This window comes from Stenotrophomonas maltophilia group sp. msm4 (assembly GCF_032025605.1).
In the GTDB taxonomy this organism is placed as follows: Bacteria; Pseudomonadota; Gammaproteobacteria; order Xanthomonadales; family Xanthomonadaceae; genus Stenotrophomonas; species Stenotrophomonas sepilia.
Window position 1 is genome coordinate 891,893 of record NZ_JAVSKK010000001.1, and the last position, 22,499, is coordinate 914,391.

Annotated in this window: 20 protein-coding genes; 13 read left to right on the top strand and 7 right to left on the bottom strand. The window is 67.5% G+C overall.

The annotated features are described in order from the left end of the window. Positions 1 to 7: 7 nt before the first annotated feature. The 4 genes from ROV93_RS04230 (at position 8) to ROV93_RS04245 (ending at position 5,491) form a co-directional block, all read left to right on the top strand. Positions 8 to 1,156 (top strand): efflux RND transporter periplasmic adaptor subunit, encoded by a 1,149-nt coding sequence (locus ROV93_RS04230; RefSeq protein WP_072169004.1) that lies wholly within the window; start codon positions 8 to 10, stop codon positions 1,154 to 1,156. Between the two features lie 36 nt (positions 1,157 to 1,192). Then, positions 1,193 to 4,342, top strand: a complete 3,150-nt coding sequence (locus ROV93_RS04235) for a multidrug efflux RND transporter permease subunit (protein WP_312538586.1) — start codon at positions 1,193 to 1,195, stop codon at positions 4,340 to 4,342. Beyond that, the gene (locus ROV93_RS04240) at positions 4,323 to 4,715 is read left to right on the top strand and encodes a nuclear transport factor 2 family protein (protein WP_072169002.1); all 393 of its coding nucleotides are present in this window, start codon (positions 4,323 to 4,325) and stop codon (positions 4,713 to 4,715) included. Before ROV93_RS04235 ends, ROV93_RS04240 begins: the two co-directional genes overlap by 20 nt. A gap of 83 nt (positions 4,716 to 4,798) precedes the next feature. Further along, positions 4,799 to 5,491: an MliC family protein gene (locus ROV93_RS04245; protein WP_072169001.1), complete on the top strand. Its 693-nt coding sequence runs from the start codon at positions 4,799 to 4,801 to the stop codon at positions 5,489 to 5,491. Positions 5,492 to 5,653: 162 nt separating this feature from the next. Here the strand turns inward: ROV93_RS04245 and yeiP are convergent, their stop codons facing one another. From yeiP to ROV93_RS04270, 5 genes are all read right to left on the bottom strand, one after another. Further along, positions 5,654 to 6,220 (bottom strand): elongation factor P-like protein YeiP, encoded by a 567-nt coding sequence (yeiP, locus tag ROV93_RS04250; RefSeq protein ID WP_005409468.1) that lies wholly within the window; start codon positions 6,218 to 6,220, stop codon positions 5,654 to 5,656. A gap of 48 nt (positions 6,221 to 6,268) precedes the next feature. Next, complete coding sequence (locus ROV93_RS04255; protein WP_065196763.1) at positions 6,269 to 7,039, bottom strand: SDR family oxidoreductase; 771 nt, start codon at positions 7,037 to 7,039, stop codon at positions 6,269 to 6,271. A gap of 100 nt (positions 7,040 to 7,139) precedes the next feature. Further along, positions 7,140 to 8,036, bottom strand: coding sequence for a hydroxymethylglutaryl-CoA lyase (locus ROV93_RS04260; RefSeq protein ID WP_312538589.1), 897 nt, complete (start codon positions 8,034 to 8,036; stop codon positions 7,140 to 7,142). Beyond that, entirely contained in the window at positions 8,033 to 8,434 is a 402-nt protein-coding gene (locus tag ROV93_RS04265) for a VOC family protein (protein WP_072169000.1), read from the bottom strand. The genes ROV93_RS04260 and ROV93_RS04265 overlap by 4 nt, the downstream gene beginning before the upstream one ends. Before the next feature lie 2 nt (positions 8,435 to 8,436). Then, positions 8,437 to 9,225, bottom strand: a complete 789-nt coding sequence (locus ROV93_RS04270; protein WP_061479265.1) for an enoyl-CoA hydratase/isomerase family protein — start codon at positions 9,223 to 9,225, stop codon at positions 8,437 to 8,439. Between the two features lie 119 nt (positions 9,226 to 9,344). Here ROV93_RS04270 and ROV93_RS04275 point away from each other — a divergent pair, with 119 nt between their 5' ends. The 3 genes from ROV93_RS04275 to ROV93_RS04285 are packed head-to-tail and all read left to right on the top strand — an operon-like array spanning position 9,345 to position 11,706. Further along, positions 9,345 to 9,599 carry a FeoA family protein gene (locus ROV93_RS04275; RefSeq protein ID WP_049464336.1) on the top strand — a complete coding sequence of 85 codons (255 nt, stop codon included), beginning with the start codon at positions 9,345 to 9,347 and terminating at the stop codon, positions 9,597 to 9,599. Beyond that, complete coding sequence (locus tag ROV93_RS04280; RefSeq protein ID WP_072168999.1) at positions 9,596 to 11,461, top strand: ferrous iron transporter B; 1,866 nt, start codon at positions 9,596 to 9,598, stop codon at positions 11,459 to 11,461. Before ROV93_RS04275 ends, ROV93_RS04280 begins: the two co-directional genes overlap by 4 nt. Beyond that, positions 11,461 to 11,706: a DUF6587 family protein gene (locus tag ROV93_RS04285; protein ID WP_065177612.1), complete on the top strand. Its 246-nt coding sequence runs from the start codon at positions 11,461 to 11,463 to the stop codon at positions 11,704 to 11,706. The genes ROV93_RS04280 and ROV93_RS04285 overlap by 1 nt, the downstream gene beginning before the upstream one ends. 67 nt (positions 11,707 to 11,773) lie before the next feature. Here ROV93_RS04285 and ROV93_RS04290 read toward each other — a convergent pair whose 3' ends face one another. Then, positions 11,774 to 12,235, bottom strand: coding sequence for a DUF4304 domain-containing protein (locus ROV93_RS04290; RefSeq protein WP_072168998.1), 462 nt, complete (start codon positions 12,233 to 12,235; stop codon positions 11,774 to 11,776). Positions 12,236 to 12,378: 143 nt separating this feature from the next. On the opposite strand from ROV93_RS04290, the gene dapB reads away from it, so the two are divergent. From dapB to ROV93_RS04315, 5 genes are all read left to right on the top strand, one after another. Further along, positions 12,379 to 13,098, top strand: a complete 720-nt coding sequence (gene dapB / locus ROV93_RS04295; RefSeq protein WP_072168997.1) for a 4-hydroxy-tetrahydrodipicolinate reductase — start codon at positions 12,379 to 12,381, stop codon at positions 13,096 to 13,098. A gap of 308 nt (positions 13,099 to 13,406) precedes the next feature. Then, positions 13,407 to 14,534 carry a glutamine-hydrolyzing carbamoyl-phosphate synthase small subunit gene (carA, locus tag ROV93_RS04300; RefSeq protein ID WP_072168996.1) on the top strand — a complete coding sequence of 376 codons (1,128 nt, stop codon included), beginning with the start codon at positions 13,407 to 13,409 and terminating at the stop codon, positions 14,532 to 14,534. 149 nt (positions 14,535 to 14,683) lie between these two features. After that, a complete protein-coding gene (carB, locus tag ROV93_RS04305; protein ID WP_072168995.1) occupies positions 14,684 to 17,926 on the top strand; it encodes a carbamoyl-phosphate synthase large subunit in 3,243 nt (1,080 codons plus the stop codon). After that, a complete protein-coding gene (gene greA / locus ROV93_RS04310; protein WP_005409483.1) occupies positions 17,923 to 18,399 on the top strand; it encodes a transcription elongation factor GreA in 477 nt (158 codons plus the stop codon). Before carB ends, greA begins: the two co-directional genes overlap by 4 nt. Positions 18,400 to 18,403: 4 nt before the next feature. Beyond that, positions 18,404 to 19,321 carry a phosphoglycerate mutase gene (locus ROV93_RS04315; RefSeq protein ID WP_180890612.1) on the top strand — a complete coding sequence of 306 codons (918 nt, stop codon included), beginning with the start codon at positions 18,404 to 18,406 and terminating at the stop codon, positions 19,319 to 19,321. A 99-nt stretch (positions 19,322 to 19,420) separates the two neighbouring features. Here the strand turns inward: ROV93_RS04315 and ROV93_RS04320 are convergent, their stop codons facing one another. Next, a complete protein-coding gene (locus ROV93_RS04320; RefSeq protein WP_072168994.1) occupies positions 19,421 to 20,461 on the bottom strand; it encodes a DUF1176 domain-containing protein in 1,041 nt (346 codons plus the stop codon). A gap of 158 nt (positions 20,462 to 20,619) precedes the next feature. Between ROV93_RS04320 and recJ the strand changes: the two genes are divergently transcribed. Continuing rightward, entirely contained in the window at positions 20,620 to 22,377 is a 1,758-nt protein-coding gene (recJ, locus tag ROV93_RS04325) for a single-stranded-DNA-specific exonuclease RecJ (protein ID WP_072169010.1), read from the top strand. Positions 22,378 to 22,499: the final 122 nt, after the last annotated feature.

The following is a 22,499-nucleotide window of genomic DNA, read 5'->3' on the forward strand; positions in this document are numbered from 1 at the left end:
CACAGCAATGAGAACCTTCAGGACTCCGGTCGCGTTGATCGCGGCCCTCGCCCTGGCCATGACGGCCTGCTCAACCCCCGAAGCCACTCCCGAAGCCGCACCGCGTGTCAGCGTGGTCACCGTCGGCCCGCAGGTGGTACAGCGCGATGACGAACTGCCCGGCCGCGTGGCTGCCGTGCGCACCGCACAGATCCGTGCCCAGGTGAGCGGCATCGTGCAGCGCCGCCTGTTCGACCAGGGGGCCGAAGTGAGCGCCGGCCAGGCCCTGTTCCAGATCGATCCGGCGGCGTTCCGTGCAGATGTTGATTCGGCACTGGCAGCCCTTCAGCGCAGCGAAGCGGCGCTGGGCCGCAGCCGCGTGCAGTCGCAGCGCCTGCATGCACTGGCCGCCGCACAGGCCGTCAGCCAGCAGCATCGCGACGATGCCAGTGCCGAGTACGAACAGGCCCGTGCCGCGGTGAACGAGGCGCGCGCGATCCTGGCCCGTCGCCAGCTCGACCTGCGCTATGCGACGGTCAGTGCGCCGATTGCCGGCCGTATCGACCAGGCGCTGGTGACCGAAGGTGCGCTGGTCGGCGTGGCCGATGCCGAGCCGATGGCGGTGGTGCAGCAGATCGACCAGGTCTACGTCGATGTGCGCCAACCGGCGGCGCAGCTGGAGTCTCTGCAGCGCAGTGCCGCCGGTGGCGGCGAGCTGCCGGTGACGATCATCGGTGCCAGCGGCAAGCCACTGCCCGAACGCGGCCAGCTGCTGTTCTCCGGCATCAATGTCGATGCGCGAACCGGTGATGTCATCCTGCGCATCCTGGTCGACAACCCGCAGCGGCAGCTGCTGCCCGGCATGTACGTGCGCGCGAGGGTGCCACGTGGCGCGCCGGCCAGTGCATTGACCGTGCCACAGCAGGCGGTGCTGCGCAGCGCCGGTGGCCAGGCCTATGCCTGGGTGATCGGCGCGGACGGCAAGGCGGTGATCCGCACGCTGGAAGTGGACGGCAGTGTCGATCGCCAGTGGCTGGTGCGCACGGGCCTGAAGGCCGGCGAGAAGGTGGTGGTCGAGGGCCAGGAGCGCCTGCAGGAAGGTGTGGTGGTCGATGCGCGCGACTGGCAGATGCCGGTCGCCAGCGCCGGTGCAGTGCAGGCCGGCAGCAAGGGCTGAGCCTTTCCGGGGCCGGTCCCTCCAGGGAAATCCAACATGGCACGTTTCTTCATCGATCGCCCGGTGTTCGCCTGGGTGCTGGCGATCTTCATCATCCTGGCCGGCGTGCTGGCGATCCCGCGGCTGGCGGTGGAGCGCTATCCAGCAGTCGCCCCGCCCAGCGTCAGCATCTATGCCAGCTACCCGGGTGCCAGCCCGCAGACGCTGAATGATGCCGTGGTTGGCCTGATCGAGCGCGAGCTGTCCAGCGTCAAGCACCTGCTGTACTTCGAGTCGTCGGTGGACACGTCCGGCGAAGCGTCGATCACTGCCACCTTCAAGCCCGGCACCAATCCGGAGCTGGCGCAGGTGGACGTGCAGAACCGGATCAAGGCGATCGAACCGCGGCTGCCGCGCAGCGTGCGCCAGAACGGCCTGTTCGTGGAGGCCGCTGATTCCGGCTTCCTGATGCTGGTCGGCCTGCGTTCGCCCGATGCCAGCGTCAGCGAGGCCGCGCTGGGCGATTTCATGGCGCGCAACATCATCGAAGAGCTGCGCCGTATCGATGGCGTCGGCCGCGTGCAGTTGTTCGGTGCCGAGCAGGCGATGCGCGTGTGGCTGGACCCGACCCGGTTGACCGGCTACGGCCTGACCATGGGCGATGTGGCAACCGCCATCGAACAGCAGAACCTGGAGATTTCGCCAGGACGCATTGGTGATTCGCCGGGTGTTCCAGGCCAGCGCATCACCGTGCCGCTCAGTGCCGACGGCCAGTTGTCCACGCCGGAACAGTTCGCGGCGATCGTACTGCGTGCCGGCGCCGACGGTTCACGGGTGGTGCTGGGTGATGTCGCCCGCGTCGAGCTGGGCGCGCAGAGCTATGCCTGGGGCACCCGCGAGGACGGCCATCCAGCCACCGCCGCCGGCGTGCAGCTGCGCCCGGGCGCGAACGCGGTGCGTACCGCTGCGGCGGTGCGTGAGCGCGTGGCTGAGCTGGCGCCGCTGCTGCCGCGCGGGGTGGAAGCGAGCATCCCGTTCGACACCGCGCCGTTCGTGAAGATCTCGATCCAGAAGGTAGTGCAGACCCTGCTGGAGGCGATGCTGCTGGTGTTCGCGGTGATGTACCTGTTCCTGCAGAACTGGCGTTACACGCTGATCCCGGCGCTGGTCGCACCGATCGCGCTGCTGGGTACGTTCGCGGTGATGCTGGCGCTGGGCTTCTCGATCAACGTGCTGACCATGTTCGGCATGGTGCTGGCCATCGGCATCATCGTCGACGACGCGATCGTGGTGGTCGAGGGCGTGGAGCGGATCATGGCCGAGGAGGGCCTGCCGCCGCGCGAGGCCACCATCAAGGCGATGCGTGAACTGACCGGCGCAGTGATCGGCATTACCCTGGTGCTGACCGCGGTGTTCATCCCGATGGCGTTCGCCAGCGGTTCGGTGGGCGCGATCTACCGTCAGTTCACCGTGGCGATGGCGGTGTCGATCCTGTTCTCGGCGCTGCTGGCCCTGAGCCTGACGCCGGCGCTGTGCGCGACCCTGCTGCGCCAGGCCAACCACGGCCATCACGGTCGCGGCGGGCTGTTCGGCGCCTTCAACCAAGGCTTCGAGCGGATGACCGGGCGTTACCAGCGTGGTGTGGCGACGGTGCTGCAGCGGAGCGGGCGGGTGATGGGCGTGTTCGCCGCACTGGTGGCGGCGTTGCTGCTGGGCCTGCACTGGCTGCCGGGCGCATTCCTGCCGGAAGAAGACCAGGGCTATTTCATGACCTCGATCCAGCTGCCGGCCGAGGCGACGGCCGAGCGTACGCTGGCCGTGGTCGAAGCCTACGAACGGCACGTGGCCTCGCGTCCGGGCATCGGCTCCAACCAGTCGATCCTCGGCTACAGCTTTTCCGGTTCCGGCCCGAGTGCGGCGCTGACCTACACCATGCTGAAGGACTGGGGTGAGCGCGCAGGCGCAACCGCGGCCGGTGAGGTGGAGGCCGCGCAGCAGGCGATGGCCACGATTGCCGAGGGCGAGGTGATGAGCGTGATGCCGCCGGCCATCGACAGCCTGGGACGTTCGTCCGGCTTCTCGCTGGCGCTGCAGGCGCGCACCGGGCAGGGCCAGGCCGAACTGCGCGCGGCCCTGCAGCAGCTGCTGAAGCTGGCCGAAGCCAGCCCGCTGCTGTCGGAGGTGCATGCCGATGGCCTGCCGGCCGGCACCAGCGTGCGGCTGGACATCGACCGGGCCAAGGCCGAGGCAATGGGCGTGGGCTTCGAGCAGATCAGCAGCACGCTGTCGGCAGCCATGGGCTCGCAGTACGTCAACGACTTCCCCAACAAGGGACGGCTGCAGCAGGTGATCCTGCAGGCCGATGCGCCGCACCGGATGGAGCTGGAAGACGTGCTGAAGCTGTACGTGCGCAACAGCGAGGGCGGCATGGTGGCGTTGTCCGAGCTGGTCACCCCGCACTGGACCGAAGCGCCGTTGCAGCTTCAGCGCTATCTTGGCTTCCCGGCGCTGAACCTGTCCGGCGCCCCGGCCTCTGGCGTGTCGACCGGCCAGGCCATGGCGGAGATGGAGCGGTTGGCCGAAAAGCTGCCGTCCGGTTTTGCCCTGCAGTGGACCAGCCAGTCGCTGCAGGAGCGTGAGTCGGGGGCGCAGGCGCCGTGGCTGCTGTTGTTGTCGATGCTGGTGGTCTTCCTGGTGCTTGCCGCGCTGTACGAGAGCTGGTCGATTCCGTTGGCGGTGGTGCTGGTGGTGCCACTGGGCCTGCTTGGCGCGGTCGCCGCGGTGCTGTTGCGCGGCATGCCCAACGACGTGTTCTTCAAGGTCGGCATGATCACCGTGATCGGGCTGTCGGCGAAGAACGCGATCCTCATCGTCGAATTCGCGCGCCAGCTGCAGCAGCAGGGGCGCGGTCTGGTTGAAGCAGCGCTGGAGGCGGCGCGGCTGCGCCTGCGCCCGATCGTGATGACCTCGCTGGCGTTCGCGCTGGGCGTGGTGCCGCTGATGCTGGCGCAGGGCGCGTCGAAGGAAACCCAGCAGGCGATTGGAACCGGTGTGTTCGGCGGCATGGTCAGTGCGACCGTGCTGGCGGTGTTCTTCGTGCCGGTCTTCTATGTAGTGGTGCAGGGCGCGCGGCAGTGGATCGCGCAGCGCCTGCGCAGGCGCCGGCCGATGCCGGGAGGAACCGTGGATGGAACGGAACATCGTTGAAGATCTGCATGAGCAGCAGTTGTTGGCGCTGGAGCAGCGCCTGTGCGCAGCGCTGCTGGAGAACAATCACAATGCGTTGAACGCGCTGGTATCGCCAGCCTTGTTCATGATGGACGGCCACGGTGGCCGCATGCTCGATCTGCCGTGGCTGGGTGATTGGTTGGCGGGTAGCCTGCAGGTGCGAGGCCTGCAGCTGCACGCCGTTGAAACGCTGCTGTGTGGTCGGCTGGCACTGCTGTCCAGCAACGTGCGGATGTCGGTCTGGCAGCAGGGCCGCGAGCGCGAACTGAAGCTGCGCCTGTTGCGGGTCTGGACCTGCAGTTCCGGCGGCAGTGGCGCGCAGCTGCTGTCGATGGCGGTGCTGGCCGCATGAGTGCGGTCAGGCCGTTTTCAGGCCCCGCTCACCGCGAGGTGGTAGGGTCGAGCATTCCTGTAGTGTCGACAAGGAGTCGAGCCATGCGTGTAGTTCCCAGTCTGTTGGCAGCGTCCCTGGGGTTGGTTCTGGCCGCGTGCCAGCCGGCCCAGGCACCCGCGGCGGGCAGCAATGACGCCTCGCCTGCCACGCTGCAGCCGAGCGCCAACACGGAAGGTGGCAGCGAGACCGCCTACCAGTGTGGTGATCTGAGTGTGGGCGCGACCTTCAATGGCGAGGATGCTGCCACGCTGGTGATCGGCGAGCGTCGCTTCGCCATGACCTCCGAGCGCGCGGCATCCGGCGCCAAGTACAGCGATGGCCTTGGCAACAGCTTCTGGACCAAGGGCAGCGATGATGGCCTGCTGAGCCTGAAGGGCGAGCCGGATCGCGAGTGCCATGCGGTGGAAGCCACCGAAGGCGATGGCAGCGCCGGCAATGCCGCGTTCCGTGCCACCGGCAATGAACCTGGATGGCTAGCAGTCGTCGATGGCGATATGCCGGGCCTGCAGGTGGAAGTTGACTACGGCGAGCGCCGCTTTGACGTGGCCAGGCCCACCCAGGGCGCTGATGGATGGAGCGGCAAGGCGTCCGACGGCACCGACGTCAAGCTCAGCTTCCAGCGCACCACCTGCCAGGATGACATGAGCGGCGAGGCATTCGAGGCCAAGGCGATGCTGACTGTCGGTACCCGCCAGTACCATGGCTGCGGCAACTTCGGTGCGAAACAGCCGTAAGTTTCCTGTAGAGCCGAGCCCACGCTCGGCTGCAGCACCTGTCCAACCCACCGCAGCCGAGCGCGGGCTCGGCTCTACACAACTGCTGTCAGCGATGCGCCGCTTGCTGCCTGCGGCGAACTTGCCGCAGGCAGCGATCGGCAGACGATCGGCGCAGGGTGCTTAGTCGGCACGGCCGGCGAATTCGCCGGTGGCGGTGTTCACCAGCACGCGCTCGCCGTTGACGATGTACTCCGGCACCATGATCTCGATGCCGGTGTTGAGCTTGGCCGGCTTCGGGCGCTTGGTGGCGGTGCCACCCTTCAGTTCCGGCGGCGTCTCGATCACTTCCAGCACCACGGAGGCCGGCAGCTGGATCGCCACCGGCTGCTCGTCGATCACCTGCACGTAGATGCCGGTCAGGCCGTCGGTGATGTAACCGGCGTCGTCGCCGATCACGTCCGCGTCCAGGGTGTACGGGGTGTAGTCCTCGTCATCGAGGAACACGAAGGCATCGCCGTCCTTGTACGAATAGGTGGACTGGCGGCGCAGCAGTTCGACCTCGACCAGGTTGTCGTCGGCATCGAAGCTGGCGTCGAGCTTGTTGCCGCCCGGCACGCTGTACATGATGAAGCGGAAGCGGACGTTGCCGCCGCGACCCTGCGGCGAGCTGCGCTCGATGTCGCGGATCTGGTACACGCCGTTGTTATACTCGACGACGTTGCCCTTCTTGATGTCGTTGGCTTTCATGGTGATCTAGGTCGTTGGGGGAGGGCGCCGTCCCGGCGCCCGGGGGAATCACTTCGGAGCGAGGCGGGTAGCGCCGTCCAGGCGGATGGTCTCGCCGTTGAGGTAGGTGTTGCCAAGGATGAAGCCGACCAGGCTGGCGAAGTCTTCCGGCTTGCCCAGGCGCGACGGGAACGGGATCGAGGCAGCCAGCGACTGCTGCACGGCTTCGGGCATGCCATCGACCATCGGCGTCCAGAACACGCCCGGGGCGATGGTATTGACGCGGATCCCGAAGCGCGACAGTTCGCGTGCCATCGGCAGCGTCATCGACACCACGCCGCCCTTGCTGGCGGCATAGGCGGCCTGGCCGATCTGGCCTTCATAGGCGGCGATGCTGGCGGTGTTGATGATCACCCCGCGCTCGCCATCGATGCCGGCCTCGTTGTGCTGCATGCGGTTGGCCGCGGCCTTGGCGACATTGAAGCTGCCGACCAGATTGACCATCACCGTGCCCTGGAAGCCGGCCAGCGGCATCGGGCCGTCCTTGCCCAGCACGCGGCCGGCGCCGAGGATGCCGGCGCAGTTCATTGCCACGTTCAGGCCGCCGAGGAAATCGTGGGCCTGGTCGATGGCCGCAGCCACGGCGGCCTCATCGCTGACGTTGACGTTGAAATAGCGGGCGTTGTCGGCACCCAGCCCGGCAACGGCGGTCGCACCCTTGTCGTCGTTGAGATCGAACAGGGCCACCTTGCCGCCCTGGGCGACGAGGTGCTGGGCCACGGCCAGGCCGAGGCCGGAGACGCCACCAGTGATCACGGCACGTACGGAAGACAGCTGCATTGAACGGTCCTGCAGGTTCGAGAACCGCCGATTCTAACGGAAGCCGCGACCGTCGCTGTTGTGCACTGCGCCGCCGCAGCAGGGCGGCGCAGTGCGGCGGTCAACCTGCGGCGGCCAGCGCCTGCCCGGTGCGGCTGGCGGTGGCGCGACCGAGCAGGCCGGCCAGCCAGCGGCCGGTCTCGGCCAGTGCCGGCAGGTCCACGCCGCTGTCCAGGCCCAGGCCCTGCAGCAGGTAGACCACGTCTTCGCTGGCCACATTGCCGCTGGCGCCCTTCGCATACGGGCAGCCACCGGCGCCGGAGACGGCACTGTCGACCACGCGCACGCCTTCTTCCAGGCAGGTGGCGATGTTGGCGATGGCCTGGCCGTAGGTGTCGTGGAAGTGCACGGCCAGTGCCGTCATCGGAATCTCGGCCGCCACCGCCTGCAGCATCGCCCGTGCCTTGCGCGGGGTGCCGACGCCGATGGTGTCGCCCAGCGAGATTTCGTAACAGCCCATCTGGTGCAGCGCGCGCGCCACGCGCACCACGTCGGCCAGCGGCACCTCGCCCTGGTAGGGGCAGCCGAGCACGGTGGAGACGTAGCCGCGCACGCGCACGCCATCGGCGGCGGCGCGGCGCAGGATGGGCTCGAACCGGGCGAGCGACTCGTCGATGCCGGCATTGGTATTGGTGCGGTTGAACGCCTCGGACGCGGCAGTGAACACCGCCACCTCCTCGACGCCGACCGCACGGGCGCGGTCGTAGCCCTGTTCGTTCGGTACCAGCACCGGGTAGTGGACACCCGGCCTGCGCTGGATGCCGGCATAGACCTCGGCGGCGTCGGCCAGTTGCGGGATCCACTTCGGGCCGACGAAGCTGGTCGCCTCGATGCTGCGCAGGCCGGTGGCCGACAGGCGGTTGATCAGTTCGATCTTGTCGGCGGTGGACACCGACTGCTTTTCGTTCTGCAGGCCGTCACGCGGGCCGACCTCGACGATGCGGACGTAATCGCTCATGCGGCTGCCCCATCGGCGGGGCGGTGGCAGACCGCTTCGATGTTGTTGCCGTCCGGGTCGAGCACGAAGGCCGCGTAGTAATCCGGGTGATACCACGGGCGCAGGCCCGGCGCGCCGTTGTCGCGGCCGCCGGCGGCGAGCGCGGCGGCATGGAAGGCATCCACCTGCGCACGGCTGGCGCAGGCGAAGGCCACGTGTACGCCGTGACTGGCGGTGCCGCCATTGCCGAGCCAGAAGAACGGCTTGCCGTCGCTGCCGAAGCCGACGTGGTCGTGGTCGCCGGTCTGTTCGGCGGTCACTTCCATCACCACGCCGATCTGCAGCGGCGCCAGTGCCTGCAGGAAGAAGGTCCTGCTGCGCGCCAGGTCGGCGCTGGTCAAACCAAGATGATCGAGCATGTTCAGGCTTCCGTGACCCAGTGGGGGGCGCGCTTGTCGAGGAAGGCGCCCAGGCCTTCCTGGCCCTCGGCGGAGACCCGCAGGCGCGCGATCAGGGCCGCATTATCGCGATCCAGTGCGTCGCGGTCATGGCTGTCGCGGACCTGCCGCACCAGCTGCTTGGCGGTGGACGAGGCGATCGGGCCGGCCTTGTCGAGCAGGGCCAGCTGGCGTTCCAGCGCCTCGTCCAGGCGCTCGGGTTCGACCAGTTGATGGACCAGGCCGATGCGCAGCGCGGTGTCGGCATCGAAGTGCTCGCCGGTGGCGAACCAGCGACGGGCCTGGCGCGGGCCGATGGCCTCGATCACGTAGGGCGAGATGACGGCGGGCAGCAGGCCCAGGCGGCTTTCGGTCAGGCCGAAGCGGGCCGCGGTGCTGGCGATGGCAATGTCGCAGCAGGCAACCAGGCCGACGCCGCCACCGAAGGCCGCGCCGTGGACCCGGGCCAGGGTCGGCTTGGGCAGCTCGTCCAGGGTGCGCATCAGCCGCGCCAGGGCAAGCGAGTCCTCGCGGTTGTCGGCCTCGCTGGCCGCGGCCATGCCACGCATCCACTGCATGTCGGCACCGGCCGAGAAGGAAGCGCCGTGACCGGCGACCACCACGGCCCGGACCGAATCATCGCCGCCGGCGGCTTCCAGTGCGGCAGTCAGCCGGGCGATCAGGCTGGCGTCAAAGGCGTTGTGCAGCTCCGGCCGGTTCAGCCAGAGGGTGAGGACAGCGCCACGGCGCTCGATCTGCAAAGCATCGTTCATGGGATTCCAGGGTCACTCCATACCTGTATGGATCATAGCGGGCCATTGGTCATGGGCCATGACGCGACGCGGGAATGTTAGAATCGAGAACCATTTACATCCAGCAGAGAACACGCTAGATGACGCTGTCCGAACTGCCGCTGCACACCTCGGCCGTGGTCGAGTCCGTGCAGGACCTGCATGCCAACGATGCCATTGCCCGCCGCCTGCGCGAGCTGGGTTTCGTGAATGGCGAGGAAGTACGCTTGGTGGCCAAGGGCCCGGTGGGGGGCGAGCCGCTGCTGGTGCAGGTCGGGTTCACCCGGTTCGCGCTGCGGATCAGTGAAGCCAAGCGCGTCGTGGTCGACGCCGTCAGTCAGGAACGACGCGCATGACCGCCATTGTCTCCGCCTCACCGCTGCGCATCGCGCTGGTCGGCAACCCCAACAGCGGCAAGACCGCGCTGTTCAACCAGCTGACCGGCAGCCGGCAGAAGGTCGCCAACTACACCGGCGTCACCGTCGAGCGCAAGGAAGGCCGCCTGCGTGCGCCGTCCGGCCGCGAATTCGCCGTGCTCGACCTGCCGGGCGCCTACAGCCTGCATCCGGCCAGCCTGGACGAGGCGATTACCCGTGACCTGTGCCGGGGCTTCTACCCGGGCGAAGCTGCGCCGGACGTGCTGCTGTGCGTGATCGACGCCACCAACCTGCGCCTGCACCTGCGCTTCGCGCTGGAGCTGCGTGAGCTGGGCAAGCCGATGGTGGTCGCCCTGAACATGGTCGATGCGGCCCAGCGCCGTGGCATCCAGGTGGACGTGGCCGCGCTGGAGCGCGAGCTGGGCGTACCGGTGGTGGAGACCGTGGCGGTGCGCAAGCAGGGTGCCAAGGCCCTGGTCGAGCGCCTCGATGCGATGGTGCCGCACCTGGATGCGCCGGTGCCGGGTCCGGAAGGTGGCATCGATTACCACGGCAAGGTGCGCGAGATCCTGTCGGTCGCCGTGCGGATGCCGGCGCGGACCGCGAAGATCGACGACGCGCTGGACCGCTGGCTGCTGCACCCGGTGTTCGGGCTGATCAGCCTTGCAGTGGTGATGTTCCTGATCTTCCAGGCGGTGTACGCCTGGGCGACGCCGTTGATGGATGGCATCGAGGCTGGCTTCGCCTGGCTCGGTGCTCTCGTTGGCAGCGTGTTGCCGGAGGGCCCCCTGGCCAGCCTGCTGACCGACGGCATCATCGCCGGCGTCGGTGGCGTGGTGGTGTTCCTACCGCAGATCCTGATCCTGTTCTTCTTCATCCTGGTGCTGGAGGAATCCGGCTACCTGCCACGTGCGGCGTTCCTGCTCGACCGCATGATGGCCGCCGCCGGCCTGTCCGGCCGCTCATTCATCCCGCTGCTGTCCAGCTTCGCCTGCGCGGTGCCGGGCATCATGTCCACGCGCAGCATCCAGGACCCGCGTGACCGCCTGGCCACCATCCTGGTCGCACCGCTGATGACCTGCTCGGCGCGCCTGCCGGTGTACGCCCTGCTGATCGGTGCATTCATTCCGCAGAAGACGGTGTGGGGGGTATTCAACCAGCAGGGCCTGGTCCTGTTCGGCCTGTACGCCGCCGGCATCCTCAGTGCGCTGGCGATGTCGTGGATCATGAAGAAGTGGCGCCGCGACAAGAGCGAGCATCCGCTGATGCTGGAGCTGCCGTCGTACCGCCTGCCCCATGTGCGTGACCTGGCGGTGGGCCTGTATGAGCGCGGCATGATCTTCCTCAAGCGTGTCGGCGGCATCATCCTGGCGCTGACCATCCTGCTGTGGGTGCTGCTGTCGTTCCCGGCGGCCCCGGCCGATGCCACGATGCCGGCCATCGACTACAGCTACGCCGGCCGGATCGGCCATGCGATGGCGGTGTTCTTCGCACCGCTGGGCTTCAACTGGCAGATCTGCATCGCGCTGATCCCGGGCCTGGCCGCGCGTGAGGTGGCGGTATCTTCGCTGGCCACCGTGTATGCGCTGTCGGCCGCCGATGACGATGCCGCCAGCCAGGCGCTGACCCCGTTGATCAGCGATGGCTGGTCGCTGGCCACGGCCCTGTCGCTGCTGGTCTGGTACATCTACGCCCCGATGTGCATCTCGACGCTGGCGACCATCAAACGCGAGACCAACTCGTGGAAGCAGATGGGCTTTGCCGCGTTCTACCTGTTTGCCGCGGCTTACGTGGCCGCGCTGATTACCTATCAGGTGACCAAGGCGCTGGGAGGCGGCTGATGGATACCGGGCTGCTGATCCAGTACCTGATCATCGCGGTGGCCGTGCTGGTCAGTGCCTGGGTGGTACTGAAGAAGCAGTTCCCGGGTACCGTGCGCACGCTGCGCGGGGCCTTGGCGCTGGCCCTGCTGAAGCCGGGTCGCGCGGCCTGGCTGCAGGCGCTGGGGCGGAAGATCGCGCCGCCGGCCAGCGGTGGTGGCGGTGCCTGTGGGGGGTGCGACAGCTGCGGGCCGACCAAGAAGTAGCGTCCAGCCATGCTCGACCGCGGCTGTCCGGAGGGTGCGAACTTTCGACCCGCACGCTTTCCAGGGTTCAGACCTCTCTGCGGATGATCGCGCGGAAGTTCCCGTCCTGATTCAATCGCCGCACCGATTCGCGGTTTCCATGGGCTGCTGCGAAACCCGCCACGTCGGCCAGGGCATCGAGCAGCAGGGCCTTCAACGCGTCGCGGTTGCCGGCCTCCAGCAGATCTTCAAGGTCCTGCTGGATGAAGGTCCGGCGCAGGCCTGGCGTTTCTTCGATCCGCCAGTCGACATGGGGCGTGGGAATGCTGGAGCGGTACCGGAAAGCCGTTTCAAGATCGTCAGGTGCGAGGGGATACGCGAGCAGCTCTGGAAAGTAGAGTCCAGCATTCACATAGAAGCCCCGGCTTTCGCTGGCGCGCTGGTGATTAACGACAAGCAGGGCGGCATCCAGCAAGCGGTAGCGCGTGGTCGACGTCCCGGCATAACCGGTCTTCCTGGCGCATTTGCTGAAGACGGTCGAGGATTTCATGGGTTTTGCCCGGGCTGAGGGAAGGGCCACAGACTTGAAGGGGAGCGTTGCCGCGTCCAGTGGCAAACCCGTCACCGCAGGGGCAAGCAGCATCGCAGCGATGGCGCTTGCCGGAGCGGGCGTGCTGCCGCTAGCCTGCAGGCATGAACCAGACTCCCCTGCGATTGCTCATTCACGGTGCCTCCGGGCGCATGGGCCAAGCCCTGCTGCGGCTGGCCGCCGAACATTCCGAAACCCTGCAGATCGTGGCCGCCGTGACCGGTCGCGCGCCGGCCCAGCGCGTAGTCGACGGCGTGCCGTTCTTCGCGGCCAGCGAACTGCCCGGTGCGCCGGTGTTCGACGTGGCCATTGACTTCAGCCTGCCGGAGGGCTTCGACCCGCTGCTGGCGCTGTGCGTGGATCGCGGGGCAGGACTGGTGTCGGGTACCACCGGCATTTCCAGCACGCAGCGCCAGGCGTTGGATGCGGCAGCGGCGAAGATCCCGCTGGTATGGGCCTCGAACTTCAGCCTGGGCGTGGCCGTACTGGACGAACTGGTGGAGCGCGCGGCGCAGGCGCTGGCCGGCTGGGACTGCGACATCGTCGAATTGCACCACACCCAGAAGAAGGACGCGCCATCGGGCACTGCACTGACCCTGGGCGCGGCCGCCCAGCGGGGTGGGGCGGAACCGCATTACGCCAGCCTGCGCGCCGGCGACATCGTCGGCGAGCACCTGGTGCAGTTCACCGGGCTGGGCGAGCGCATCGAGCTGGTACACCGGGCCACCAACCGCGACATCTTCGCCCGCGGCGCCCTGTTCGCCGCCCGCCAGCTGCAGGGCCGGGCCCCGGGCAGCTACCGGGTGCGGGACCTGCTGGCGTAAGGCGGTAGTGCCGGCCGCTGGCCGGCAACCTTGGGTGACGGGAGCCAATGGGGTTGCCGGCCAGCGGCCGGCACTACCGGGTGGCGGGTGCCGCATACCCGGCCGGATCGAAATGAATGCGCAATCGCCTGTTCATGAAGCGCGATAACCGCTGGCGCGAGCGCCCCGGCAGCGCTACAATTCGCACTCGCCGAATCACGAAAGCCGGACCGGTCCCAGACCGTACGTCCGCGCTTTTTTGCAACCGGATTTCCGTGAAGCGCAGGCGTGACTTCGGCAGCCCCCTCGGTAGCCAAAGTGAGATTCCCGTGACCCAAGCCGCAATCCTCGTCCTCGAAGACGGCACCGTATTCGAGGGCGAATCCGTAGGCGCGCCCGGCCTGTCCGTCGGTGAAGTGGTGTTCAACACCGCCATGACCGGCTATCAGGAAGTGTTGACCGACCCGTCCTACGCCCGGCAGATGGTCACGCTGACCTATCCGCATATCGGCAACACCGGCATGACCGACCAGGACGACGAAGCGTCCAAGGTGTGGTCGGCCGGCCTGATCGTGCGCGACGTTCCGCGCCGTCCCAGCAACTGGCGCAGCCAGGTGTCGCTGCAGGACTGGTTGATCCAGCGTGGCGTGGTCGCCATCGCCGGCATCGACACCCGGAAGCTGACCCGCATCCTGCGCGAGAAGGGCGCGCAGAACGGTGCGCTGATGGCCGGCGACATCGACGTGGAAAAGGCACTGGAAGCCGCCCGCAAGTTCCCGGGGCTGAAGGGCATGGATCTGGCCAAGGTCGTCACTACCGAGAAGACCTACACCTGGACCGAGGGCCAGCTGGACCTGGATGCCAACGCCTTCGTCAGCGTGCCGGCCCGGTTCAAGGTCGTGGCCTACGACTTCGGCGTGAAGACCAACATCCTGCGCATGCTGGCCGAGCGCGGCTGCGAAGTGACCGTGGTGCCGGCGCAGACCCCGGCCGCCGAGGTGCTGGCACTGAAGCCGGACGGCGTGTTCCTGTCCAACGGCCCAGGTGACCCGGAGCCGTGCGACTACGCCATCGAAGCGATCAAGACCTTCATCGACGTGAAGGTCCCGACCTTCGGCATCTGCCTGGGCCACCAGCTGCTCGGCCTGGCCTCGGGCGCGCAGACCATGAAGATGGGCCACGGCCACCACGGTGCCAACCACCCGGTGCAGGACCTGGACAGCGGCCGGGTGATGATCACCTCGCAGAACCACGGTTTCGCGATCGATGAAGCAACCCTGCCGCCGACCCTGCGCGTGACCCACCGTTCGCTGTTCGACGGCACCAACCAGGGCGTCGCCCGCACCGACGTGCCGGCGTTCTCGTTCCAGGGCCACCCGGAAGCATCGCCGGGCCCGCACGACGTCGGTCCGCTGTTCGACCGTTTCGTGGCGCTGATGGAGCAGGCCAAGGCGTGATCAGTACGCCGCCGGCCCCCCGGTGGCGTCGCGATGGACCGTAAACCCCGCATCGCTGCTGCCACTGGCGCGGCGCTGCGGATCAAGATTCCTGATCGACAGCGTGCGATCACTCCCCCTTGTCACGCTGTACTGACTTAGAGAAGAAAATGCCCAAGCGCACTGACCTCAAGACCATCCTCATCATCGGTGCTGGCCCGATCGTCATCGGCCAGGCCTGCGAGTTCGACTACTCCGGTGCCCAGGCCTGCAAGGCCCTGCGTGACGAGGGTTACCGCGTGGTGCTGGTCAACAGCAACCCGGCCACGATCATGACCGACCCGGAGATGGCCGACGCCGTCTACATCGAGCCGATCAACTGGCAGACGGTCGAGAAGATCATCGCCAAGGAAAAGCCCGATGCGCTGCTGCCGACCATGGGTGGCCAGACCGCGCTGAACTGCGCGCTGGACCTGGCCGACAACGGCGTGCTGGAGAAGTACAACGTCGAGCTGATCGGCGCCAAGCGCGAAGCGATCCGCATGGCCGAAGACCGCGAGCTGTTCCGCGTGGCCATGGGTGAGATCGGCCTGGAGTGCCCGACCGCCGCCGTCGCCCACACCCTGGACGAAGCGCTGGAAATCCAGACCCGCGTCGGCTATCCGACCATCATCCGCCCCAGCTTCACCCTGGGCGGCAGCGGTGGCGGCATCGCCTACAACCGCGAAGAGCTGGTCGAGATCGTCAGCCGCGGCCTGGAGCTGTCGCCGACCACCGAAGTGCTGGTGGAAGAGTCGGTGCTGGGCTGGAAGGAATTCGAGATGGAAGTGGTCCGCGATACCGCGGACAACTGCATCATCGTCTGCTCGATCGAGAACCTGGATCCGATGGGCGTGCACACCGGTGACTCGATCACCGTGGCGCCGGCGCAGACCCTGACCGACAAGGAGTATCAGCGCCTGCGCGATGCCTCCATCGCCGTGCTGCGCAAGATCGGCGTCGACACCGGCGGCTCGAACGTGCAGTTCGGCATCAACCCGAAGACCGGCCGCGTGGTCGTCATCGAGATGAACCCGCGTGTGTCGCGTTCCTCGGCGCTGGCCTCCAAGGCCACCGGCTTCCCGATCGCCAAGGTCGCCGCCAAGCTGGCCGTGGGTTACACCCTGGACGAACTGAAGAACGAAATCACCGGTGGCCTGACCCCGGCCTCGTTCGAGCCGTCGATCGACTACGTCGTCACCAAGATCCCGCGCTTCGCCTTCGAGAAGTTCCCGGCCGCCGATGCCCGCTTGACCACCCAGATGAAGTCGGTGGGCGAGGTGATGGCGATGGGCCGCACCTTCCAGGAGTCGGTGCAGAAGGCCCTGCGTGGCCTGGAAACCGGCAAGGTCGGCTTCGACCCGACCGGCCTGGACCTGGGCAACGAAGATGACCTGCAGACCCTGCGCCGCGAACTGAAGGCACCGGGTCCGGAGCGCCTGTTCTTCGTCGCCGACGCCTTCCGTGCCGGCATGAGCGTGGAAGAGATCTACGCGCTGTCCTTCATCGACCACTGGTTCCTGGACCAGATCGAGGAAATCATCGCGGCCGAAGGCGAAGTCGCCGCCGGTGGCATCGACGCACTGGACGCTGCGCGCCTGCGCAAGCTGAAGCGCGCCGGTTTCTCCGACGCGCGCCTGGCGCAGCTGACCGGCACCAACGAAGCCGCCATCCGCGCGCTGCGTCGTGCGCACAAGGTGCGCCCGGTCTACAAGCGCGTGGACTCCTGTGCCGGTGAATTCTCCACCGGTACCGCCTACCTGTACTCGACCTACGAGGACGAGTGCGAGGCCGCGCCGAGCAACCGCGACAAGATCATGATCCTGGGCGGTGGCCCGAACCGCATCGGCCAGGGCATCGAGTTCGACTACTGCTGCGTGCACGCGGCGCTGGCGCTGCGCGAGGATGGCTATGAAACCATCATGGTCAACTGCAACCCGGAAACCGTGTCGACCGACTACGACACCTCCGACCGCCTGTACTTCGAGCCGCTGACCCTGGAAGACGTGCTGGAGATCGTCGAACTGGAACAGCCGAAGGGCGTGATCGTGCAGTACGGCGGCCAGACCCCGCTGAAGCTGGCGCGCGCGCTGGAAGCCAACGGCGTGCCGGTGATCGGCACCAGCCCGGACTCGATCGACCTGGCCGAAGACCGCGAGCGCTTCCAGCAGCTGGTCGACACGCTGGGGCTGAAGCAGCCGCCGAACCGCATCGCCCGTAATGATCAGGAAGCCCTGCTGCTGGCCCGCGAGATCGGCTACCCGCTGGTGGTGCGCCCGAGCTACGTGCTGGGCGGCCGTGCCATGGAAATCGTCTACGGCGAAGCCGACCTGGCCCGCTACGTGCGCGACGCGGTGAAGGTGTCCAATGATTCGCCGGTGCTGCTGGACCGCTTCCTCGACAACGCCGTGGAGTGCGACGTCGACATCATCGCCGACAAGGATGGCAACGTCCTGATCGGTGGCGTGATGGAGCACATCGAAGAAGCCGGCGTGCACTCGGGCGATTCCTCCTGCTCGCTGCCGCCGTACTCGCTGTCGGCTGAAACCCAGGCCGAACTGCGCCGCCAGGTGGTGGAGCTGGCCAAGGCCCTGAACGTGGTCGGCCTGATGAACACCCAGTTCGCGATCCAGACCAGCGACGAAGGTGCCGACACCATCTACCTGCTGGAAGTGAACCCGCGTGCCTCGCGCACCGTGCCGTTCGTGTCCAAGGCCACCGGCATGCCGCTGGCCAAGATCGCCGCCCGCTGCATGGCTGGCAAGACGCTGGCCGAGCAGGGCGCGACCAAGGAAATCGTGCCGGACTACTACTCGGTGAAGGAAGCGATCTTCCCGTTCGCCAAGTTCCAGGGCGTCGACCCGATCCTCGGGCCGGAGATGCGCTCCACCGGCGAGGTGATGGGCGTGGGCCGCAGCTTCAACGCCGCCTTCGCGCGTGCGCAGGAAGCCGGCGGCATCAAGGCACCGCCGGTCGGCAAGGCCTTCGTTTCGGTCCGCGATCCGGACAAGAAGCGCGTGCTGCCGGTGGCCAAGGCGCTGCTGGCGCGTGGCTACAGTCTGGTCGCGACGCGTGGCACCGCCGCGTGGCTGCAGCAGCACGGCATGGACTGCGAGATCATCAACAAGGTGGTCGAAGGCCGTCCGCACATCGTCGACTCGATCAAGAACGGCGAGATCGTCTACATCGTCAACACGACCGAAGGTCGTTCGGCGATCAACGACTCGTTCTCGATCCGTCGCGAGGCGCTGCAGCATCGCGTCACCTACTCGACCACCATTGCCGGCGCCAAGGCGCTGGTGGATTCACTGGAATTCCGCGGCACCGGCCCCGTCTGGTCGCTGCAGGAGCTGCACAAGGAGTTGAATGCATGAGAGCCCCCATCACGATGAAGGGCGCGCAGAAGCTGCGCGACGAACTGGATCACCTGAAGTCGGTCAAGCGCCCGAAGGTGATCGCGGCCATCGCCGAAGCACGTGAGCATGGCGACCTGAAGGAGAACGCCGAGTACCACGCCGCGCGCGAGGAACAGGGCTTCATCGAAGGCCGCATCAAGCAGCTCGAAGGCGAGCTGTCGCACGCCGAGATCATCGACGTGAGCAAGCTCAATGCCGGCTCCAAGGTGGTGTTCGGTGCCAGCGTGACCCTGGCCGACGTGGAAACCGACGAAGAGAAGAAGTACCAGATCGTTGGTGACCTGGAGGCGGACATCAAGCAGGGCCTGATCGCGATTTCCTCGCCGGTGGCGCGCGCGATGATCGGCAAGCTGGAAGGTGATTCGATCGTGATCGACGCCCCGGCCGGCCAACGCGAGTACGAGATCGTCAGCGTCAGCTACGTGGACTGACCCGGTGGCAACGGCGACCCTGCTGTTGCCGGCACGCAGCCGCTTTGCCGCGGCTGCGCTGCCGGACGATGTGGCACGCGCGCTCGGTCGTGCCACGACGGTGCAGGTCGTCCCGGGCGAGCGCGCGCAGCTGACACGCCATTTCTCGGTTGCCGCGCCGCACTGGCCGGTGGCCGCGTTGACCCGCCAGCGCGACGTCGGCGATGCCGCCGGCGCCAGCTGGCTGCGTGCCGATCCGGCCTGCATGGTGCCGGACATGCACGGCGCGCGGATGATGGCCTACGGCGAAACACTGCGGCCGACGGTGGCCGACAGCCTCGCCCTGCTGCCAGTGCTGCAGCCGCTGTTTGCCGATGCCGGCTTCGTGCTCGACGCACCCGATCCCTCGCGCTGGTACCTGCGCCTGCCGATCGACCTGGCCCTGCCGGACTTCGACAGTCCGGACGAGGTGCTCGGCGATGACCTGTTCTCGCACCTGCCGGAAGGGCAGGACGGCCGTCGCTGGCGGGCGCTGATGACCGAGGCGCAGGTACTGCTGCACAACCATTCCTGGAACCAGCAGCGCGCCGCGCAAGGACAACAGCCGATCAATTCGCTGTGGTTCTGGGGCGGTGGCGTGATGCCGGTATCGGTCAGCACGCCGCACGCACAGGTGCGCAGCCGCGATGCCCTGCTGCAGGGCCTGGCCCTGGCGGCCGGTGTGGCCGTGGATGGCGAACAAGCGGTGGATGCACTCGTTGATCTGCGCCAGCTGCGTTCGCTGCAGCAGCTCGGCAACGATGCGATCCGGCCGCTGCTGGCCGCGCTCAAGCGTGGCGAACTGCAGCGGCTGGTACTGGACTTCGAGGATGGCCTGCAGTTCCAGCTGGACCGTGGCCAGCGCTGGCAGTTCTGGAAGAAGCCGCGCCAGCTTCACGACTGACCGGGGTCGGATCCGTTCTCCATCGGAAAACGGCTCTGACCCCCCAGGGTTTGTCGGGGTTGCCGGCCAGCGGCCGGCACTACCGCAGATAGCGGCGCCTCAACGGACCTCGCTCACCACCGTTGGCAGCGTCCAGTGCCCGCCCGCGACGCCCCGGCACTGCCCGGTAGTGAACTCGCTGCTCTTCACGAATCGCGCGCCATCCCAAGCCCAGTCGTGGCCGGAGAAGCAGTCACCGATGCCGCGCCCACGGAAGCGCCCGCGCAGCGTCGCGTCATCGCGATCAAAGTCCTCCGCGTTGGAGGTCACGAACTTCGCCTGGTACGGTGCTTTGTCCTGCACTACCCAGTAGCCGCTGCTGAAGTTGTAGGCACCCACGAAGCAGCTGGTGCTTGCCAGCACATGCTGGGCGTCCAGTCGCTGGATCTCGATCTCATCTGTCCCGCCATCGCTCAGGCGGCCGCACTCATCCGGCTTCGGTAGGCTGGCGATCAGTGCCTTGCGCAGGCCCGGTGCGATCGCCAGTGCCGCGTCGGAGGCGCGCGGTGCCACCAGCGTGCCGCGCATGATCACTGGCACCGGCAACGCCGCAGGCACGCTCGCTTCAGCCTTGTCGCCACGCCGCACCAGCGCACCGGGCGTGCCCAGCCGGCCTTGGGCCTCGTCCATCTTCAGCAGTACGGCCGCTGCACCGCTGTCGGAGATCGGCCACGCCTTGGCCTTGCCGTCGATAATCTCGATGCGTGCCTGGCGCGGCAGTGCGGCGACCAGTGCATCGGTCTGTGCCTGCTGCAACAACACTGTGTCCCCGTCGCCGGTGTCGCGCACCGGGCCCAGGTCCTTGCCGTTCAGGTGCAGGCGCAGCGCCCCGGTCGGCGTCGGGCTTTCGCCATCCTCGCCATTGCGCAGCCGCGCGAGCACCTTCGTACCCGGGCCGCCGGCGCGCTCCAGCATCAGGCTGAGCAGGTTGCCCGCAGCTTGCGGGCTGTAGCCAGCCGCGCGGCAGGTGCGGGTGTTGTCACAGGCCAGCGACCAGTCGTTGTGTTCGAATTCGACCCCGGGCCTGGGTTCAGGCGTCGCGGAGTGAGCGGCCGGGGCCACGGCGAGTGCCATCAGCGCGGTCAGCAGGGTGCGGGTCATGGATGGAAGTCCGTTCCAGGGCAGGCAAGCATGGAAGATGCGGTCGTGAAATCCAAATGCTGCTGGCCGAAGGGCCAAGGGGCCTCGTCAGCGGCGGCAGCCGACCGGGGGAGCGGTGCACGTTATGATGTGCGGGTCTTTTGTAACCGGCGATGCCGATGTCCCTTGCCGCCGATGCTGCGCAGCCGCCCTCTGATATACCGCTGATCCGCCGCCGCGATGCGGTCGTGCCCGGCAGCTGGCCAGAGGGCACGCTGCCATTGCTGGCGCGACTCTATGCCAGCCGCGGTGCGGGTACACCAGAGCTGGCGCTGCCCAAACTGGGCAGCCTCCACGCGCCCGAGCTGCTGACCGGCATCGATGATGCGGTGGGTCTGCTGATCGAGGCCATCGCCAACGACAAGCGCATCCTGGTGGTCGGTGATTTCGACTGCGATGGCGCGACCGCCTGTGCGGTCGGCGTGCGTGGCCTGCGCATGCTCGGCGCGCAACACGTCTTCCACGCGGTGCCGAACCGCATGGTGCATGGCTATGGCCTGTCACCGTCGCTGGTGGAAGAGCTGGCCGCGCTGCAGCCGGACCTGCTGGTGACCGTCGACCACGGCATTGCCTGCCATGCGGGCGTGACCGCGGCCAAGGCGCGCGGCTGGCAGGTGCTGGTCACCGACCATCACCTTCCCGGGCCGCAGTTGCCGCCGGCCGATGTCATCGTCGATCCCAATCTCGACGGTGATGCCTTCCCCAGCAAGTCACTGGCCGGCGTCGGCGTGATCTTCTACGTGCTGATGGCGCTGCGCCGGCAGATGCGCGAGGCCGGTGTCTTTGCCGATGGCAAGGGGCCAGACCTCACCACGCTGCTGGATCTGGTGGCGGTGGGCACCGTTGCGGACCTGGTAGCGCTGGACCCGAACAACCGTGCGCTGGTCAGCGCAGGCTTGCGCCGTCTGCGCGCAGGGCAGGGCTGTGTCGGCCTGCGTGCGCTGATCGAAGCCAGCGGCCGTGATGCCGCGCGGCTCACTGCCACCGACATCGGCTTCGCACTCGGCCCGCGCCTGAATGCCGCAGGCCGGCTGGAAGACATGGCGCTGGGCATCGCGCTGCTGTTGACCGAAGACCCGCGCCAGGCGCGCGAGATCGCGCAGACGCTGGAGCAGATCAATGCGGAACGTCGCGCGGTGCAGCAGTCGATGACCGATGACGCCGAGCAGGTGTTGACCCGCGTGGTGCTGGACACGGCCGGTCAACGGCCGGTGGCCGCCTGCCTGTTTGATGCCGACTGGCATCCCGGTGTGGTCGGCCTGGTCGCTTCGAAGATGAAGGATCGCCTGCATCGCCCGGTGATCGCCTTCGCCCCGGCCGAACCCGGCGCCGATACCCTGCGCGGGTCTGCGCGCTCGATTCCCGGGCTGCACATCCGTGACGCCCTGGCGCTGGTCGATGCGCGCCATCCGGGCCTGATCGAACGCTTCGGCGGCCACGCCATGGCGGCTGGGCTCAGCCTGCGGCGTGACCACGTTGATGACTTCAAGGCCGCCTTCGTCGCGGTGGTGCTGGAGATGCTCGATCCGGCGGCACTGCAGCAGCAGGTGCTAAGTGACGGCGAGCTGGCGGCGGACGAGCTGGACCATCGCCACGCCGATGCGTTGCGCCTGGCCGGCCCGTGGGGCCAGGGTTTCCCCGAGCCCCTGTTCGACGGCCACTTTGAAGTAGCCAACTGGCGCGTTTTGAAGGAGCGTCACCTGAAGCTGGAACTGCGCCTGCCCGGCGTACCCGGCACCATCAACGCCATCCATTTCGGCGGCTGGCACGGCAACGCGCCGAGTCGCCACGTGCATCTCGCCTATCGGCTCGCCTGCGACGACTATCGCGGCGGCAGCGCCATCCAGCTGATCGTCGAGCACTGCCTGCCCGCCTGAGAAAAAGGGGACGGAGGGGATTAAGTCGCTTGTGCCTTGTTTGCCAGTTGCGACTTAATCCCCTCCGTCCCCTTTTTGGGTCTCCCAACCCCGTTACGGCTGCTGGTGCGTTCAACGATCCA

What these genes read in the sequence shown, in the direction of transcription:
- ROV93_RS04230 (WP_072169004.1), top strand. Translation starts at nt 8, where the DNA reads ATGAGAACCTTCAGGACTCCGGTCGCGTTGATCGCGGCCCTCGCCCTG.
- ROV93_RS04235 (WP_312538586.1), top strand. Translation starts at nt 1,193, where the DNA reads ATGGCACGTTTCTTCATCGATCGCCCGGTGTTCGCCTGGGTGCTGGCG.
- ROV93_RS04240 (WP_072169002.1), top strand. Translation starts at nt 4,323, where the DNA reads ATGGAACGGAACATCGTTGAAGATCTGCATGAGCAGCAGTTGTTGGCG.
- ROV93_RS04245 (WP_072169001.1), top strand. Translation starts at nt 4,799, where the DNA reads ATGCGTGTAGTTCCCAGTCTGTTGGCAGCGTCCCTGGGGTTGGTTCTG.
- yeiP (WP_005409468.1), bottom strand. Translation starts at nt 6,220, where the DNA reads ATGAAAGCCAACGACATCAAGAAGGGCAACGTCGTCGAGTATAACAAC.
- ROV93_RS04255 (WP_065196763.1), bottom strand. Translation starts at nt 7,039, where the DNA reads ATGCAGCTGTCTTCCGTACGTGCCGTGATCACTGGTGGCGTCTCCGGC.
- ROV93_RS04260 (WP_312538589.1), bottom strand. Translation starts at nt 8,036, where the DNA reads ATGAGCGATTACGTCCGCATCGTCGAGGTCGGCCCGCGTGACGGCCTG.
- ROV93_RS04265 (WP_072169000.1), bottom strand. Translation starts at nt 8,434, where the DNA reads ATGCTCGATCATCTTGGTTTGACCAGCGCCGACCTGGCGCGCAGCAGG.
- ROV93_RS04270 (WP_061479265.1), bottom strand. Translation starts at nt 9,225, where the DNA reads ATGAACGATGCTTTGCAGATCGAGCGCCGTGGCGCTGTCCTCACCCTC.
- ROV93_RS04275 (WP_049464336.1), top strand. Translation starts at nt 9,345, where the DNA reads ATGACGCTGTCCGAACTGCCGCTGCACACCTCGGCCGTGGTCGAGTCC.
- ROV93_RS04280 (WP_072168999.1), top strand. Translation starts at nt 9,596, where the DNA reads ATGACCGCCATTGTCTCCGCCTCACCGCTGCGCATCGCGCTGGTCGGC.
- ROV93_RS04285 (WP_065177612.1), top strand. Translation starts at nt 11,461, where the DNA reads ATGGATACCGGGCTGCTGATCCAGTACCTGATCATCGCGGTGGCCGTG.
- ROV93_RS04290 (WP_072168998.1), bottom strand. Translation starts at nt 12,235, where the DNA reads ATGAAATCCTCGACCGTCTTCAGCAAATGCGCCAGGAAGACCGGTTAT.
- dapB (WP_072168997.1), top strand. Translation starts at nt 12,379, where the DNA reads ATGAACCAGACTCCCCTGCGATTGCTCATTCACGGTGCCTCCGGGCGC.
- carB (WP_072168995.1), top strand. Translation starts at nt 14,684, where the DNA reads ATGCCCAAGCGCACTGACCTCAAGACCATCCTCATCATCGGTGCTGGC.
- greA (WP_005409483.1), top strand. Translation starts at nt 17,923, where the DNA reads ATGAGAGCCCCCATCACGATGAAGGGCGCGCAGAAGCTGCGCGACGAA.
- ROV93_RS04320 (WP_072168994.1), bottom strand. Translation starts at nt 20,461, where the DNA reads ATGACCCGCACCCTGCTGACCGCGCTGATGGCACTCGCCGTGGCCCCG.
- recJ (WP_072169010.1), top strand. Translation starts at nt 20,620, where the DNA reads ATGTCCCTTGCCGCCGATGCTGCGCAGCCGCCCTCTGATATACCGCTG.